This is a genomic window from Thiothrix litoralis (genome assembly GCF_017901135.1).
In the GTDB taxonomy this organism is placed as follows: Bacteria; Pseudomonadota; Gammaproteobacteria; order Thiotrichales; family Thiotrichaceae; genus Thiothrix; species Thiothrix litoralis.
In genome coordinates this window covers 3,247,368-3,263,727 of the sequence record NZ_CP072801.1, presented here as the reverse complement: position 1 = coordinate 3,263,727, position 16,360 = coordinate 3,247,368, and the positions used below count along the sequence as shown (strand labels likewise).

The 16,360-nt window shown below is 52.9% G+C and carries 12 protein-coding genes; 4 read left to right on the top strand and 8 right to left on the bottom strand.

What is annotated here, in order from left to right; genetic code table 11:
• Positions 1-945 (bottom strand): coiled-coil domain-containing protein, encoded by a 945-nt coding sequence (locus J9253_RS15810; RefSeq protein WP_210221867.1) that lies wholly within the window; start codon positions 943-945, stop codon positions 1-3.
• Positions 946-1,971, bottom strand: coding sequence for an OmpA family protein (locus J9253_RS15805; RefSeq protein ID WP_210221866.1), 1,026 nt, complete (start codon positions 1,969-1,971; stop codon positions 946-948).
• A gap of 164 nt (positions 1,972-2,135) precedes the next feature.
• Between J9253_RS15805 and J9253_RS15800 the strand changes: the two genes are divergently transcribed.
• Complete coding sequence (locus tag J9253_RS15800; RefSeq protein WP_210221865.1) at positions 2,136-2,735, top strand: YcjF family protein; 600 nt, start codon at positions 2,136-2,138, stop codon at positions 2,733-2,735.
• 12 nt (positions 2,736-2,747) lie between these two features.
• On the opposite strand, the gene J9253_RS15795 is transcribed toward J9253_RS15800, so the two are convergent.
• The 6 genes from J9253_RS15795 to J9253_RS15770 form a co-directional block, all read right to left on the bottom strand.
• Positions 2,748-3,731 (bottom strand): phytanoyl-CoA dioxygenase family protein, encoded by a 984-nt coding sequence (locus J9253_RS15795; protein WP_210221864.1) that lies wholly within the window; start codon positions 3,729-3,731, stop codon positions 2,748-2,750.
• Positions 3,732-3,842: 111 nt separating this feature from the next.
• Positions 3,843-4,793, bottom strand: coding sequence for an L-histidine N(alpha)-methyltransferase (gene egtD, locus J9253_RS15790; RefSeq protein WP_210221863.1), 951 nt, complete (start codon positions 4,791-4,793; stop codon positions 3,843-3,845).
• 21 nt (positions 4,794-4,814) lie between these two features.
• Positions 4,815-6,065 (bottom strand): ergothioneine biosynthesis protein EgtB, encoded by a 1,251-nt coding sequence (gene egtB, locus J9253_RS15785; protein WP_210221862.1) that lies wholly within the window; start codon positions 6,063-6,065, stop codon positions 4,815-4,817.
• A complete protein-coding gene (locus tag J9253_RS15780) occupies positions 6,022-8,154 on the bottom strand; it encodes a heavy metal translocating P-type ATPase (protein WP_210221861.1) in 2,133 nt (710 codons plus the stop codon). The genes egtB and J9253_RS15780 overlap by 44 nt, the downstream gene beginning before the upstream one ends.
• A gap of 325 nt (positions 8,155-8,479) precedes the next feature.
• A protein-coding gene (locus J9253_RS15775) for an ISNCY family transposase (protein WP_228291401.1) occupies positions 8,480-9,953 on the bottom strand; the annotation gives its coding sequence in 2 pieces (ribosomal slippage) (positions 8,480-9,491 and positions 9,490-9,953; 1,476 coding nt in all).
• A gap of 353 nt (positions 9,954-10,306) precedes the next feature.
• Complete coding sequence (locus tag J9253_RS15770) at positions 10,307-11,179, bottom strand: hypothetical protein (protein ID WP_210221860.1); 873 nt, start codon at positions 11,177-11,179, stop codon at positions 10,307-10,309.
• Between the two features lie 297 nt (positions 11,180-11,476).
• On the opposite strand from J9253_RS15770, the gene J9253_RS15765 reads away from it, so the two are divergent.
• Genes J9253_RS15765 through J9253_RS15755 form a run of 3 tightly spaced genes read left to right on the top strand, consistent with a single transcriptional unit; the run spans position 11,477 to position 16,358 of the window.
• On the top strand, positions 11,477-14,617 hold the full coding sequence (locus tag J9253_RS15765; RefSeq protein ID WP_210221859.1) for an aminotransferase class V-fold PLP-dependent enzyme: 3,141 nt from the start codon (positions 11,477-11,479) through the stop codon (positions 14,615-14,617).
• A 26-nt stretch (positions 14,618-14,643) separates the two neighbouring features.
• Entirely contained in the window at positions 14,644-15,618 is a 975-nt protein-coding gene (locus J9253_RS15760) for a pyridoxal-phosphate dependent enzyme (protein WP_210221858.1), read from the top strand.
• Positions 15,618-16,358 (top strand): carbon-nitrogen hydrolase family protein, encoded by a 741-nt coding sequence (locus J9253_RS15755; protein WP_210221857.1) that lies wholly within the window; start codon positions 15,618-15,620, stop codon positions 16,356-16,358. Before J9253_RS15760 ends, J9253_RS15755 begins: the two co-directional genes overlap by 1 nt.
• Positions 16,359-16,360 lie beyond the last annotated feature (2 nt).

Here is a 16,360-nt window from a genome sequence, read left to right as displayed (position 1 = left end):
TTATTGGGGGGGGGGAAATGTCTCCAGCATACTGGAAATTCGGTGGTTGGTGGAATTCACGGATTGCAGATAATGGTTAACTTTTTCGTTCAAAGCATCAATTATTCCGCGTTGTTTGTCGTTGGTTTCCTGTAATTCGGCATTCTTTTCTCTGAGTTGTGCAATGAGCTCATCTTGGTTGCTTGCTTTACTTGCCAGTATTTGTTGTTGTTGCAGATAGGTGGCTAGTGAGGCTTGTTGTTCCGCGATCTGGGTCTCGGCATCCTGTTTTTCTTGGCGTAACTGCTCGATAGTATTGTGCAGAACCACCCGTTGTTCTTCGCTGAGCGCGGCAGCTTGTGCCATTTCAGCCTGAGTTTGTGTTAAGTGGCTTGCCAGTATTTGTTGTTGTTGCAGATAGGTGGCTAGTGAGGCTTGTTGTTCTGCGATCTGGGTCTCGGCATCCTGTTTTTCTTGGCGTAACTGCTCGATGGTATTGTGGAGAACCACCCGTTGTTCTTCGCTGAGCGCGGCAGCTTGTGCCATTTCACCCTGAGTTTGTGTTAAGTGTTCTTGCAAGTTTACGACTTGTCTTGCCTGATGATCATGGATTTTGCTGAGTTCTTCAAACTGTACGCGGTAAGCTGTCAGCTCTTGGATGCTGGTCAGGCTGGTTTGATGTTCCTGTTGCAACGTTTTCAGCAGGTTGGCAGTGGTTTTGTGCTGCTGCTGTAAGGCGGTCATGTCCTGCCGGGCGGTTTTTAACTGCTCTGCTAATTGATGAATGCCCGCCTCCTTTTTTGCCAGTAGGGCTTCCAGTTGTTCATTGGCCGTTTGCAGGGACTGCTTTGCTGCGCGTTCCTCGTGTTCCCTGGATTTGCACAAAGTGCGACCCATTAGCCAAGTAATCAAACAGGCCAGAGTGACGACCAGCACCATTTCGTAAATCAGGGGTAAGCCCAGCATTTAAATGCCCTCCACGATAAATTCAATGCGCCGGTTTTTGGCGCGGTTTGCTTCGGTATCGTTATTCACCAGTGGTTCAGAGGAACCCTTGCCTGCGGTTTTTAGGCGCTCCAGCGGGACGCCACCCTGATTGAACAGCCAGCCTTTAACGGCCTTGGCACGTTGTTCGCTGAGCTTCAGGTTGGTTTCTTCACTGCCTACATCGTCAGTATGACCGCTGATCAGAATGGTCGAGTGTGCACAAAAGATGGCGGCGTCTGCCAGCGCTTGCAACAGGGTGTCGCTCTTGCTGTCGATGCTGGAACCACCGGATGAAAACACGATGTTTTCTTGTGTTAGCAAGCGGTTGAATTCTTGCTGGCAGACGATCGCTGCATTATCCAGTGCCACCATGTTGAGCGAAATGTCGTATCCCTGTGCCTGTAAAGGCTCCAAGGCTTTTTTCAGTGCCTCGATTTCTCGGGTGGTGCTGGCTTTGCCAGAGAAGTTAACAGCCTGATCCGTCATGCGGATAGAGGCAGTTTTGAGTGGCTTGATTTGCGCAAGCAGGGTATTGCCAATGATAGTTTCCCAACCCTTAGGTGCACCTGCCCCGGTTTGCACCTCTGCCAGTTCGGCAGCATGGCCGAATGCAGACTTGATCTGCCCGGCTAAGGCTGCTTTGGTGTCATCGTTGCTGACGTAGCCGTTGAGTGACAAGGTATTGCCGTCCCATTGTATGTGCATCGTATAGGGTTCTACGATGTGGGGGAGGGTGGCATTTTCCACGTTCTGGACGTACCACAATGACTGGAGTGTCTGCACGGCTTGTTGCTGCTCTGAGGTATGGGGGGTGCTGCCACGGATTACCACGTTCCTGTCTTTCGCTTGCACGCTTGCCCAGCTCATGCCCTGTTCGTGCAAACGCTGTTGTGCGTGACTGGCGATACGTTCAGGCAGGCGTTGCGCAAAATGCGGGAAGGTGAATGCCAGCAATAAGATTACCGCCAAAAGGCCAATCAATTGTATTGTCCATGCTCGTTGCATTATGTAACTCATTGTATGTGGACGGTGCACGCAAGATTCTGCCTGCTATCATAGCAATCTGTCCTGAGGGCTTTCAGCAGTATTTTGTTAAGTTTTGTTACTTTGATTCAGCCAGCGCCTGATTATTTGTTATTCTTTGGTTATCAAATACGTATGAGCAGGCTATGAATACCGAAACAATAACACTCGTTGACGGGGAAGCGGTTCTATCTCGCCAGCAAGCAGCTTTGCTGGACGAATTGACGACACGTCTGAGCCACATGCAGGATGAATTGAGCACGAAAAACCGCGCTATCCGTGAACAGGAGGCAGACCGTATCGTCAACAATCACGTGTTGGCTGGTTCTGCGCTGGGGTTAGTACCCTTGCCACTGTTTGACTTGGTTGCCTTGAGCGGAACCCAACACAATATGCTGGAACAACTGTGTCAGCATTACGGGGTGGCTTTTGACCGCCACAAGGTCAGGGCAGTTCTGCTTGCGGTGCTGGGTGGCTCGCTACCAACGCTTGCCCTGTTGGGAATGGGCAGTGCCTTCAAGTTTGTACCGGGCATTGGCACACTGGGTGGTAATGCCAGCCTGACCCTGCTGGGAGGAGCCATTACCTACGCAGTTGGACAAAGCTTTATCAAGCACTTCCGTGCGGGTGGCACGTTGGATGATGTCAATGCCAACAAGCTGAGAAGCTTCTTCCGCAAGGAGTTTAGTCGGGGGAAGCGGTTTATCCAGCAACGCACCCGACTCAGATTAGCTGCTGTCAGGTAGCGGTGTACGCAATCATGGTGCCGATACCTTTTCCTCTGTCGAGTGTACTAGTTCGGCCTGTTTTTCTTCCAAAAATGCCTGCAATGGCTGGGTATGTTCTGAGCTCTTCAGATTCAGACGGGAATATTTGTTCAGGCCACGGCATACCAAAGCCAAACGGTGTTCAAACGTCAGTGGTAGAGAAAGGTCGATCCATGCATCATCCACTGGTGGAATATCCCCTCGCTGACAGTAAAATGCATAACTAATACGTGGTTCTTTCGCGTATTTGCTACTGCGGCTTCCCCAATGCATCAGGTACTGATCCCAGCAGGACAGGGAACCGGCCTTTGCAGGAATCGCCCGGATGTCTTCCAGTGGAAACAGTTTGATAGGAATCTTATCCAGCGTGTGTATTGCCTTGGCATAATCAGGGTCACGGTTGGCGGGTAGCACATACATGCAGGAATTGAGCGGTGTTGCGTCCGTCACCGCTACCCACAGCGTTAACACCGTGGGCAAACCATTGTCATCAATCGTATCGGTATATTCTGTGTCACGGTGTGGCTCAAACCCCTTGCCTTTCTCCGAACTATCTATATGATAAATCCAGAAATTCGGGATCAACCGATAATTCTTACCCAAAATTTCCTTAATCACTGAGTCCAGATAACCCATCCCTTCATAGAACACATCATAGACGAGGGCAAAAATTGCTGGAAACCCTGCCTGCTCGACCTGTTCGATACATTGCCGCATGGTTCTTGTCAGTGCCTCGGGTAGCAATACAGGAGACTGAAAATAACGTTCTTCTTGAAGTTGGCGGGTATAAGCATCGATATCGGCAGCGTTTACCTGATTGGACACATCCTGCCCTACAAAATGGAAATTGGAAATGGCGGCCGATGGATTTAACCCACGCCAGAAATTGACATCCGCCAATTGCGGCAAGGCACGCAACAAGTTCTCGACCTCAACACCTTTTTTATCAATGGTTGGATCTTTCAATATTGCCATTTATCTTTCTCCAGTAGATTCAATGAGTTTTAGTCGTTCAATAATTGCTGTTTGAAATGAGAACGAATTAGGGTGAAATTGTATAAAGATTGATTTAATTGGTTATATTTCTCATCGACTACGCAGAAAGTGCACGCTGAAATACTTGCGCTCGTCCTGCCAGACCCTCTCACTTTGCCAACCCGCTTCCCAAGCCAGCGCCTTGAATTCATCCACGGTGTATTTGTAGGAGTTTTCAGTATGGATCGATTCGCCCTCCCTTAAGCGGAAGGTGCTGCCACTGACCCGCAGCGTCTGCTCCTTGTTGCTGTATAGGTGCATTTCAATCCTGCCTTGTCGCTCGTTGTAAAAGGCATGGTGGTGAAAACCGTCCACATCCACTTCACTGTCTAGCTCATTCTGGATGCGTTTCAGCAGGTTGAGGTTGAAAGCAGCAGTGACGCCAGCAGCATCGTTGTAGGCACTGTTCAATACATCCACCGACTTTTTGGTGTCAATACCGATCAGTAATGAACCATCCGCACCCGCTTTTTCGCGTATATCGTGCAAAAAGCGGATGGCATCATCCGGGTCAAAGTTACCCAGACTGGAGCCTGGGTAGAAAAATACCCGTTTGTTAGCAGGTATTTCAGCAGGCAATTTATACGGCTTCGTGTGGTCAACACACACTGCATGGATGGGCAGACGTGGATAATCGTTCGCCAGCTTCTGTGCCGATGCCCGCAGATGTTCAGCAGAAATGTCCATGGGCACGTACATGGCAGGCTGCATCCGGTTGAGCAGGAAACGGACTTTCTTGCTGCTGCCCGCGCCCGGTTCGATGATGTGGCAGTCGTCACCCAGACAGGCAATCATGTCAGCGGCATAGGTTTCACAAATGCTGTGTTCTACTGTCGGCACGTAATATTCGGGTTGCTCACAGATCTGGTCAAAAATTTGCGAACCTTCCTCATCGTAAAAAAATTTCGGATGCAATTGCTTGGGGGATTGCTGTAAACCCTTTACCACGGAGGTATGAAGGTCTTCAAATACAGGTTGGTAATCGTGGAATTGAAAATTCATGATTCCTCTCCTTTAATAGGATTATTTGCTTGCATTATCAGCCATTCGGATGCCGGTGAATGCCCAACGTTCATGGGGATAGAAAAAGTTACGGTAGGTCACGCGCATATGATCCAGTGACGTGGCGCAGCATCCGCCGCGCAACACTTTCTGGTTACACATGAATTTGCCGTTGTATTCGCCTGCCGAGCCTTCCAGTGGTTTGAAGCCGGGGTAGGGGTGATAGTCAGTGGCTGTCCATGCCCACAAGTCACCGAACCATTGCCCATCCACAGTGGCTGGTTGTGGGTGCAAATGCTCTTGGTCGAAGAAATTTCCTTGTAGCGGTTTGCCAGCCAACACGATTTCGACTTCGGCTTCGGTGGGTAGGCGTTTGCCTGCCCAACGGGCGTAGGCATCAGCTTCGTAGTAACTGACATGGCTAACTGGCTCGTGCGGGTTAAGCAGGCGTAGGCCTCCCAAGGTCATTTCCTGCCAGAACTGGCCGTCCCGTTGCCAGTAAAGGGGGTATTGCCAGCCGTACTGATTGATGTGATGCCAGCCATCCGACAGCCACAGGTCAACCTGCTGATAGCCGCCGTCCTCAATGAATGCCAGATACTCGCCATTGGTCACCAGCCGGTTGGCTAGTTTGAATTCAGGCACATACTGCGGGTGGCGCGGTGCTTCATTGTCATAGGCAAAGCCGTTGCCATCATGACCGACTTCATAAACCCCGGCGGTCTGTTCATGCCACTGCACTGCAAATGTGTTGCCCACCGGGCTAGTGGGCAAGTCACTGCGGTAGGCCGGTTTCAGGGGATTGACCGAGAAATTGTGCTTGATGTCCATGCACATCAGCTCCTGATGTTGTTGTTCATGGTTTAGCCCCAGTTCGATGAAAGACTGGATTTTGTCATCCGGGTACTGTTCTAGCATATCGAACAACACATCCATTGCTTTATCGACTGTATGACGGTAGGCATAGACTTCCTTAACAGTGGGACGCGCTAGCAGACCACGTTTGGGGCGTGGGTGGAGCTTGCCGACAGTTTCGTAGTAGGAATTGAACAATATTTCAAACTGTGGATGGAATGGCTGATAATCCTTGCTGTGCAGTTTGAGCAGGAAGGTTTCAAAAAACCAGGTGACATGCGCCAGATGCCATTTGGGTGGACTGGTTTCCTCTATGGACTGAATCTGGTAATCCTCCGTCACCAATGGCGCACAAATCTGCTCGGAAACTTGCCTAACGTACTGATAGTGCTGCCTGAGTTGCTGTGGGGTTTGCATGACTAGACTCCTGGTTATTTTCAAGTCGGGGGGGGCGGATAGGTCGAATGGCATTTCTGACACCTAATCCCATGCCGCCGTAAAACATACCAGCCGCCAGTAACAGGCCGCCATGTAAGATGAAAATCCCGCCAATGCTGATGATGGCAGGGATGACAGAAATACGCATATTTTGCTGCTGGTTCTGTTGGAACTGCCGCCCCATATCGGTCAGTGTCACCAGATGGATAAGGTCGGCATCCATGAGGATGATTTGCGCCGTATCAGTAGCTGCCGTGGTTGCACCGCTGAGTGAAACCGAGATGTCAGCTTGTTTGAGGGCAATCGCATCATTGATGCCATCACCGACGAAGCAGACGGTGCTCCCCTCGGCTTGCAAGCGTTGGACAATTTCAGCTTTCTGTTCTGGCAATGTATTGGCGAAATACTGGTCGATGCCAAGGGTCTCACTCAGGCGGCGGGTAGGGAGATCCCGGTCACCGGAAATGATGCAGGTACGGATACCCTGCGCTTTTAATGCCTGTATCACCTGCTGGGCTGAGGTGCGTATTTGTGGGCGTAGCTCGATCGCACCTGCCAACACGTTGCCTATCGCCAGCATGACAATGGAATGACCCGAGGTTTCCGCTTCCGTCTGCATCAACCAAGCGGTTTCCGGTATCTTGATACCACTACTTTCCATGAACCGGGCACTGCCGATCTGGATTGTTTGCCCGTCAATCCGGGCTTCGATACCGTAACCCAGTTTGCAATAGCTGTCCTCAACCCCGGGAAGTGACAGTTCCTGTTTATTAGCCGCCGCCAGAATGGCGCGGGCAATCGGGTGGGTCTGACGGTATTCGGCAGCGGCGGCATAAGCCAACATGGTTGTTTCGCCATACTGGGCAAAAATATGTATCCGGTACAGTTCCGGCTCTTCTTCCGTCAAGGTGCCAGTTTTGTCGAACACGACTGTATCAATGTTGGGCAGAGTATCCAATGCCATGCCATCCTTGATCAGGATTTGTTGCTCGGAAGCATGGCGCAGGAAGTTCATGACACTCATCGGTGAGGTAATGCGCATGTTGTAGCCAAAGCACGACCACAAGACCCCAATGGTACCGGATACCCCGCTGACCGGCAGTGCCAGCGCACTGAGCAACAAGGTGGGGACAACCGAGCGGTCAGTAAAGCGTTCGGCCTGAAACTCATGCTGATTCTTGTACCCAGCCGTTTTTTGCAGCAATTCACCAATGCGGGCAACAACGGTTTGCTGCCCCGTGCTCTGTACCTGGATTTGTACCCTCCCACTGAGCAGCAGGGTACAAGCAAACACTTCATCGCCTACTTGTTTTTCGGCGGGCTGGGATTCCCCCGTCAAGGCGCGTTGGTCAACCAGTCCCGTGCCTTGCAGAATCAGGCCATCCACTGGAATCACTTCTCCCGAACGTACCACCACGATGTCATCTGCTTGCAGGTTTTTTAGCTTGATTTCAGCTTCCACCTCGCCGCGCTGAATCCAGACCGTAGCAGGCGTTTGCGTGAACATGTTGGATAGTTGCTGGCGGGATTTTTGTTTCGCCCTGTTTAACAATTTTAGGGCAGTGGCATACAGAAACAAACTGATCGCTGTCACCTGCCAAAAGCCTGTCAGGAGAGCAATACTGACGGCAGCACTATCCACCACATTCACACTCACTCGGCCTTCATGCATCACCCCATGCCACGCACGTTGGAAAGGCTTTCTTACCAGATACAGAGAAAACGGTACGGTCAGGATCAACCAAGCAGGTGCAATCACCCCCAGCAGTACAGCAGCCCAAGCATTCAAGCCAGTACTGAGCAAATAGCGGTTATCTTGTTTGGCTTCTGCGGGAATTTCCGCTGTGGCGAGAGAACCACTCAGACGTTGCAGTTGCTGGTTGCGCTTATCCCCCAGTATTCGGTCGAATTTTTGCTCGATAGCGGCTTGAAAACGGTCTTCCAGGGGCGTGATGACGGGCTTATGAGGGAGTAGTGTTTGCTTAAGCTTGCTTTTATGTTTTTTTGCTTTGACCACTCTGGTAGCAATATGGGACGCGATAAAACTGATCGCTAATACACCAATCATGTTACTGACGTTCCTTGTGTGAATGCTATCTTGATTGGGATAATCGTAGATGGGTAAGCATCGACGATGCAACTGGCATTTTGTTAAGTTTTGTTACAAGGTATTCTCAGCTTCGATACTATTTAGTGTCTGACCGAAAAAGCCTTCCTGCCGCCACGAGTGCCCAATTTTAGTCCATGCAGCCGTTTTCCCCGCCACCTTCTGGCAAGCACGAGGGTAAAACGCTGGGTTTCAAGGCATGGCTGGCAGCGCAGGCTTGCCTTCGGTGCAGGGGCTGCCCTGCCTTCCCGGCATTTTCCCTCATCGGTCGGCGTTGTGGGGTGGTTCAGGCGGCTTGGCGCTGTCGTCGGCGTTCATCCTTCTGCAAGGCCTCCAACGCCCTGGCCTGTAAAATGGCCCCGACCTTTTGCAGGTTCCTGCCCACCACCGCCAGTGCCACATAGCGCTTGAAGCGTTCCAGCCCCCGGTCGGGGCAATAGTCCAGCCCATGGACTTCCAGTGCGTTGATGCCGGATTCCACCGCTGAGTGCTGGCGTCTGGCCTGGACAAACGCCGGGTCGGTTTCACGGGCAGTGTCCGCCTGGCTCCAGCGGCCCTTTTTCGGCAACACCACCCGGTCGAGCAGTTCGGCCAGTTCGCGCTGGTTGGCCGGTGAGTGGAACCCCTTGTCAAAGCTGCACGCGCTCAGGGAGGGGAACAGCGCTTTGGCTTGCTTAACCATGGTCACGGCAATCTCACTGTCGGGGCAGTGTTGCATCACTTGGTGGTGGAGGATGAAGCCGTCAGCCGATTCCATCACGCACACGTTCAGGCCCAGCTCCACCGGCACACCGGCTTTGCCCTTGCTGAGCCATTCGCTGTAATCCTCGAAGAGGGAGAAGATCTTGTCGCCGTGGGGGATGGTTTCCCCGTCCAGCACCCGCCGCCGCACCAGGTCAACCTGATGCCACCCGTACCCCAGCCAGCGCTGGAGGTCGTTGCCCGACCGGCTGTCCAGCAGGCTGAGGGGCAGGTCAGCCACCGTTTCCTCCACTTTCGACAACAGCGCGGCGCACAGGCCCAGGTAGGTGTGGTGGGCGTCACGGATGGCCTGTTGCCGGGTGGCCTGCTTGTCCGGGTCTTGGGAGCTGGAGTGCTTGAGCTTCTGCGCATGACGGCAGGCTTTCTTCACCTGGCGGAGATTGTACTGCCATTGCCGCCAGCGGCTGTCGCCGTGCCCTTCACACCAATCGGCCACCGTGCGCACCGAACAACGCACCGCGTCGTACAACAGGTTGATGTCGGTCGGGTAGTGGATGTTGCTTTCCACCACGAAGGAGTCACAACGGGCGCTCAGCGGCGCGGCTTTTTTTTAGCAGCTTGTGACCGGCCTCCACCACCAACTGGTTGATGCGTTGCAGGCTGGCTTCGTCCACCAGAGCGGCGTTGTCCTTGACCGTTTGCAGCTTGTACTCATCGTCATCATCCCAGAAACCATGCCCCAGCATCTGACGGATGCTGCGGTGCTGGTTCGCCATCTCCAGCAGCCGGTCATAGTCCCAGTTCAGGTTCACCCGCAATGTCGCCAGCACCAGCGCATTCCACAGATCCATGCCGGGGCGTCCACGGCTGGCGTCCACCTCCGCCGGAACCCGCTTTTCCAGCACCGCAAACACCGCCTCACGCAGTTCGTCTGTCACATAAATGTATTGCAGCCCTTGCAACACCTGCGGGATGTCGTCCCGCGAACGTGGGTTGAAGGTCAGCCTGCCGATGTCAGCGTGACCCAGGCGAAGTTGGCGGGCGATCACTTCACGCATCGTGTGTCTCCTGCGAAGTTTGGCGGATGGATGCCCTATTTTGCCCTATTTTGGGCGCTTTTGCAGCTTTCTGGCCTGCTTCCGGGAAATCTTAGGGCAAGGAAAACGGGCGTAGCATCTTGATCGGAAAAGGGTTTTAGGGTTTCCGGTCAGACACTATTTAATAACGCAATCAGGCTTCTGCCCATCGCCAAAGCTAGGTTAACAGGCACGGCATTACCAATTTGCTTATTTTGTCCTTCAGAAATAGGCGCATTGTTAGGGTATAACTCACCGGATTGCAGCGCATCCTTCAATGTAACAATGCGTTTATGGGTGAAGGCCAATTAAGTACTGCATCAGACAACAAGTCATTACGCTGGAATAGCGTCCCGGGCCGTTTCAGAAGCTGAAGACTGCATGATAGATTGGTGGGCAAGGTCAATGGCGCGATCCTTGTACTGATTGGTGAAATGCTTGGCGAAGATGGCGGTTGAGATACCCACCAGTAAGCCGATCGGCACTGCTGCAAGATGAGCACCTGGGATAGGTAGCACGGCGGTAAGGCGCATCAGCTTGGCTCCAGTAAGGACACCGAGTTTCGCTGAGGCCCAAGACGTGCTTCCTTCAAATACACCCGTGGAGACTACATCAGAAAGGACGGCTTTGTCCGTCAGTGGGGCACTTCGTGTGACGTGGCCTAATGCCGTCAAGCCAGCAGCATTGACGGTATCGACAGCAATCAGTATTGGCCCCAGCATGATATTATTCCGCCCCTGAGATGCCATGGTGTCATGGAAGAAACCAGCAAAGTCGATGCTTGGACGACCGTAATTGGCGTATACCCCTTGCCCGGTAGAGGAAAACAAAGCAATTGCCTTGCTAGCCAGGGTGTCAGGCGTTATGTCCGATTCCAGTTTTGAACCCGCCTCGTCAGCAAATGCCCAAGCTTCCTCTCTTGATAACACCTTCCTGTCCCCGTTAGAAAGGGTCAGATGAATTTCGTCAGGCAGGTCATACTTGGTCAGATAAGCGTTATCGGTAGCCTTTTTGAGTGCCTGTAGTTCAGGCGGTAAAGCGCTCAAATGGACGCCAATGGTTCTAGCCGCAATCCTTTTGCGGATCACCCGATTCGCGGGCAACCCGATTTCAGCGTCTTTTCCTGCCTTTTTGTCGGTGACTACTTCATCGCTCAATTGCCGAACCTCTTCTGTAGCATTGTCATACTCACTGCGGGTATCTGTCATGTCCTTGCTCCAAATCTTTCTGTTTTAACCACTGTAAATGATCTGGAATCTGCAAGGAAGTCGTTGTGCTAGGGCAATTGAAAAAATGCTACTCAGTTTGCGGCGATCCATACGTGGATCTATGACCCGCCACCACCATCAGGTACCGAGAGGGGGGGTGTGGTCACTTACGCAAGGAAATGTTAAGAAATGTCACGAAGTGTTAGGAAATGTTGTTTTTGCGTCGTACAGATTATAAGCTAATTGGCAGTTTTTAAGACATAAATACTTAGAATAGACGAGTGGTTATAATTTATCATGCCCCATGAATTCCAGTCTTTAGCACAGCTTTTCCAGCAGCAAGTGATGCTGACGCCGGGTCAGGTTGCCCTGTCTGACGCCAGCGCTGACATCACCTATGGCGAGCTGAATGCGAAAGCCAACCAGATAGCGCATTATCTGGCGGAGTGTGGCATAGGTTCCGGGCAGCTCGTCGCCCTTTATCTGGAGCGCTCTGTGGACTGGGTGGTTGCCCTGTTAGGTGTACTCAAGGCCGGTGCCGCCTATGTCCCGTTGGATAGTAGTACGCCGGTTGGACGGGTAAGCACTATTCTGTGTGATTGCCAACCCAGTGCCTTGATCACCCGTAAAATACTCTGCTTGGATAACCCCCTGCCATTTCCCGGGCGGATTGATCTGGATACTGATTGGCCGCTTATTAGTCAACAGCCAGCCTGCAACCCTGATAACGCGGTGAGTGTGGATTCACTCCTCTACGTGATCTACACCTCTGGGCTGACGGGTCATCCCAAGGCTGTTCGCGGCATCTATCAGGGCATCCTCAACCGCTTGCACTGGACCTGGAACGTGTACCCGTTTCAGGCACAGGAAGTCGCCTGTCACCGTGTCTCGATCAGTGCCGTGGATCATCTGGCTGAAATCTTTGCCCCTTTGCTCAAGGGTATTCCTTTGGTGATTCTAGCCGATGATGAGGCGAATGACCCCGAGCAATTGATTCGGGTGCTGGCAAGGAAAAGGATTACCCGTTTGGTGGTAGCACCGTCCCTGTTGAAGTCGATGCTGTGCGTGCGTAAGGAGCTGATTTTCCACTTGGAGCACCTGAAGCAGGTGTTTTGCAGTGGCGAGGCATTATCGAAAGCGCTGGCTGGGCTTTTCTATCAACGTTTCAAGCAGGCACGCCTGATTAATGTCTATGGCGCTACGGAAACCAGCGCTGATGCAAGCTGGTATGAGGTGAAGCGCTCGGATGTGGACAACGTGTTGGCGTACTTCTCCAAGGCACTGGATTTCGGCAGCGAGATCACCGCAGCGAACGTTCCCGTCAAGGAGCTAGCCGCGCATTTTCAGCAGACTCGCATGGCTGAGTCGCCCACTCAGCAGGCCAGCTACTTCGACTGGTTCCATAAAGAAGTCTTACCGTATTCCATTGATACGGCATCCCCCCTGTATGTTGGTCATATGACCTCGGCACTGCCCGATTTTGTACACGATGTCAGCAAGTTGATTTCACAAATGAACCAGAATCTGGTGAAGATCGAAACAGCTAAGTCAGCGATTTTCCTGGAACGTGAAGCGTTGGCCATGTTGCACCGCTGCTTCTACGGGCTGGACGATGCGTTTTATGCCAAGTATGTGCAAAAGGTGAATACCAACTTGGGTTTGGTGACCACTGGTGGGACGATTTCTAACATTACCGCCCTGATGATTGCCCGTAACCGCGCTTTGTCGCAATTGACGGGAAGGCGTGACTGGCAAGACCAAAGCATCTATTCCATCCTTGCCGCCAGCGGTTATAAGGATCTGGTTCTGTTGGGTTCTAAGCTGATGCATTACTCGATGAAAAAGTCAGCCTCCGTGCTTGGGCTGGGGATGCGCAATATCGTGCATGTGGACTTTACCCCGGATGGTGTGTTGGATACCGCCGACCTGAATCGCAAACTGGAGCAATGCAAGCAGGATGGGTTGCTGGTCTTTGCCATGGTCGGGATCGCCGGAGCCACCGAAACCGGTCACATCGACCCGCTGGAGCAGATGGCTGACATTGCCCAAGCGCACGGTATCTATTTTCATGTCGATGCGGCTTGGGGCGGCAGTGCGCTGTTTTCAGAGCAGTATCGCCCGCGTTTTAAGGGGCTGGAACGGGCGCAATCCGTTACCTTTTGCGCCCACAAGCAACTTTACCTGCCGCAGGGCATTAGCGTGTGTCTGTTCCGCGACCCGGAGGAATTGCAATACGGGGAAACGACCGCTGCGTATCAGGCAACGCCCGATTCCTACGATGTGGGGCGCTTCAGTATTGAGGGCTCACGGTCGGCCATGGCCTTGCTGGTACATGCTTCGTTGCAACTGATTGGCAGGAAAGGCTACGAGGCATTGTTCAACGCCAGTGTCGACAAGGCACTATTTTTTTCCCGTATTGTCGATGCCATGGATTGCTTTGAGCTACTGTTCGAGCCGCCGCTTAATATCGTGAATTACCGTTATATCCCGCAAGCCTACCGGCAGAAGCTGGATGCAGGGGCACTTTCCCCGGCCGATAACCGTGCGATCAACGCCATCAACCAGCAGATTCAGGAGATGCAATTCCTGCGTGGGTCGACCTTTGTTTCCAAGACTACGCTGACCAATACGCGCTATGGGCAAGACTGCCCTGTGGTCGTATTCCGGGTCATTCTGGCGAACCCCCTGACGACACAAGCGGACATTCATCAGGTATTGGAAGATCAGCTTGGCATTGCTCAGGCGGTTTGTGGTGATGAAATCAGCCCGATGTTGGGTAATGGTGAAAACCTCCACGGCTTTTCGTTGGCGGATGCCTTCTCCGCGATCGCCACCTTCAAGGAGGAACCGGGAGAGCCGCTGGTGCCGATTGGCAAGCCGTTGCCCAACTGCCAAGTCTACATTCTGGATGAAAATCGCCAGCCCGTTCCGGTAGGCGTGATCGGTGAAATCTATGTCGGTGGGGTGGCGGTATCACCGGGTTACTTTCATCGTCTGGACGAACCCCATGAACGTTTTGTGCCAGACCCGTTTGCGCGGCAGCCGAACGCTACCCTGTTCCGTACCGGTGACCGGGGCAAGTGGCTGGATGACGGCAATATCGACTACCGGGGGCGCAATGATGACCTAGTGAAAATACGCGGTCATCGTGTCGAGTTATCCGAAGTGGAGGCAACGTTGCAGGAAGTCTCCGGCATCGTGCATTGCGCGACGTCAGTTGGTGACGACGGGCAGGGGGATAAATTTTTAGTGGCTCACTTGGTATTGGATGCCTGTGGTGACAGTGCTGATCAGCTCACAACCATCAAGCGCCTTCTCAGCAAGGCTTTGCCAGATTACATGGTACCACGCGAATACCGGATTCTGGGTGAAATGCCGTTTACCCTAGGCGGCAAAATCGACCGGCAGGCGCTGACCGCGCCCGTTTACCCTCTATAAACGACACTCAATGAGATGCTTCAACTATGAATTACCCATTCAAGGAAAAGACCGAACAAGCTGCACAAGTACTGGCCGATGTTATTCAGCCGACGCCATTGACACCCTCTTCGCTGTTGGGTGAAGCCATTGGTGGTACTGTGTACCTCAAACAGGAAAACCTCCAGTTGACTAACTGCTGCAAAGCACGCAGCGCGTATTTCATGCTGTCAGGGTTGAGTGCGGAGCAGCGGCGGCATGTTGTCACGGTGTCGACCGGCAACAATGGCATCTCGATGTCGTGGGCGATGAAGAAGCTGGGCATACCGGGCACGGTATTTTTGCCGAATACGGTCGTGCCTCACAAGGTTGCGGCGATTAGCCAGAACCCGGTCGAGATCATCCATGAAGGCGAAGACATTGTGGATGCCGAAGTGGTCGCGAGAGCCTATGCAGCAGAGCACAACCTGACGTTCCGTTCACCTTATAACGAGTGGGATGCGATGTACGCGCAAGCCACCATTGCCCGCGAAATTCTCGCCCAGCTTGCGGATCTCGGCGATGACGTGAATTCGATTGTGGTGCCTGTGGGTGGCGGCGGGTTGATTGGTGGTATTGCCGGTTATCTGCGCAGTGTCAGGCCGGATATCGAGATCATCGGTGTACAGCCAGCCAATTCGGCCGTTATGGCCGAATCGGTTCGCGCCAACAAGATTCTGGAAATGCCCTCATTGCCAACGCTGTCAGACGCGACGGCAGGCGGTGTTGAGCAGGGCGCGGTTACCTTCGCGTTCTGCCGCGATTATGTGGATGATTACATCCTGGTCAGCGAAGAGGAAATTGGTCACGCCATGCTGCTGCTGGATGAGTACCACGGGATTGTGGTGGAAGGTTCTGGAGCCTTGTCGGTCGCAGCACTGTTGCAAAAGGCTAGCCATTTTGAAGGCAAAAAAGTGGCGTTGTTATTGTGTGGGGCGAATGTCGATGCCTCCCTGTTGAGCCGCCTGCGGGCAGCCGCTTGATGATGCCCGGCTCATCTGCCCGCTGCTTGCGGATTGCGGTTGCGTCCCTGCGGGTCAGCGATGATCTGGAACGTAACCTGTCCAGTATGCTGGCGGTGATTCCGCAGGCTGCTGGGGCAGGTGCACAGATTGTCTGTTTTCCTGAGTACAGTCTGAATCCGCTGATGGATCAATGGGTTGACCTGTCGCCAGCCATTGCTTCACTGCAAGCGGCCAGCCGTGAAAACCGGGTCTGGGTCATTTTCGGCGCTGATTCAGGTGATGCGCACAACCGCAAAAACAGCATGTATCTGCTGGATCCTGACGGCAATATTCATTACCGCTACGACAAGGTTCACCTGTGGCGAGCGGAAAAGCGGGTCTACCAAAGCGGTGATGCGTCTCGCGTCATTGATATCGGGTTGGCGCGTATTGCCATTATTTCCTGCTGGGATATGGCTTACCCGCGATACCTTGCGGATCTGGCGGAACAGGGTGCAGAGGTGATTTTCTGCCCCAGTTACCTAGCGGATTACGAGATGGATGGGGAGCCGTTGCAAGCGTTGCCGCTGGCGCGTGCCTTCGAAAATCTGGTTTATTTTGTGCTGTGTGATGCAGTGTCGGACAACACGCTCTCGGTTAGCATGATTTGCCACCCGTTAGGTGTCCGTCAACGGATTGCGCAGATGGAAGGGGTTTTGATCGGCGATCTGGATTTGGCGGAACTCCCCACCCTGCGAACATACTACTCAGGCTCGTAAGC

Excerpts from the sequence above, each read along its gene's own strand:
- J9253_RS15810 (WP_210221867.1), bottom strand. The coding sequence starts at position 945 with ATGCTGGGCTTACCCCTGATTTACGAAATGGTGCTGGTCGTCACTCTG.
- J9253_RS15805 (WP_210221866.1), bottom strand. The coding sequence starts at position 1,971 with ATGCAACGAGCATGGACAATACAATTGATTGGCCTTTTGGCGGTAATC.
- J9253_RS15800 (WP_210221865.1), top strand. The coding sequence starts at position 2,136 with ATGAATACCGAAACAATAACACTCGTTGACGGGGAAGCGGTTCTATCT.
- J9253_RS15795 (WP_210221864.1), bottom strand. The coding sequence starts at position 3,731 with ATGGCAATATTGAAAGATCCAACCATTGATAAAAAAGGTGTTGAGGTC.
- egtD (WP_210221863.1), bottom strand. The coding sequence starts at position 4,793 with ATGAATTTTCAATTCCACGATTACCAACCTGTATTTGAAGACCTTCAT.
- egtB (WP_210221862.1), bottom strand. The coding sequence starts at position 6,065 with ATGCAAACCCCACAGCAACTCAGGCAGCACTATCAGTACGTTAGGCAA.
- J9253_RS15780 (WP_210221861.1), bottom strand. The coding sequence starts at position 8,154 with ATGATTGGTGTATTAGCGATCAGTTTTATCGCGTCCCATATTGCTACC.
- J9253_RS15770 (WP_210221860.1), bottom strand. The coding sequence starts at position 11,179 with ATGACAGATACCCGCAGTGAGTATGACAATGCTACAGAAGAGGTTCGG.
- J9253_RS15765 (WP_210221859.1), top strand. The coding sequence starts at position 11,477 with ATGCCCCATGAATTCCAGTCTTTAGCACAGCTTTTCCAGCAGCAAGTG.
- J9253_RS15760 (WP_210221858.1), top strand. The coding sequence starts at position 14,644 with ATGAATTACCCATTCAAGGAAAAGACCGAACAAGCTGCACAAGTACTG.
- J9253_RS15755 (WP_210221857.1), top strand. The coding sequence starts at position 15,618 with ATGATGCCCGGCTCATCTGCCCGCTGCTTGCGGATTGCGGTTGCGTCC.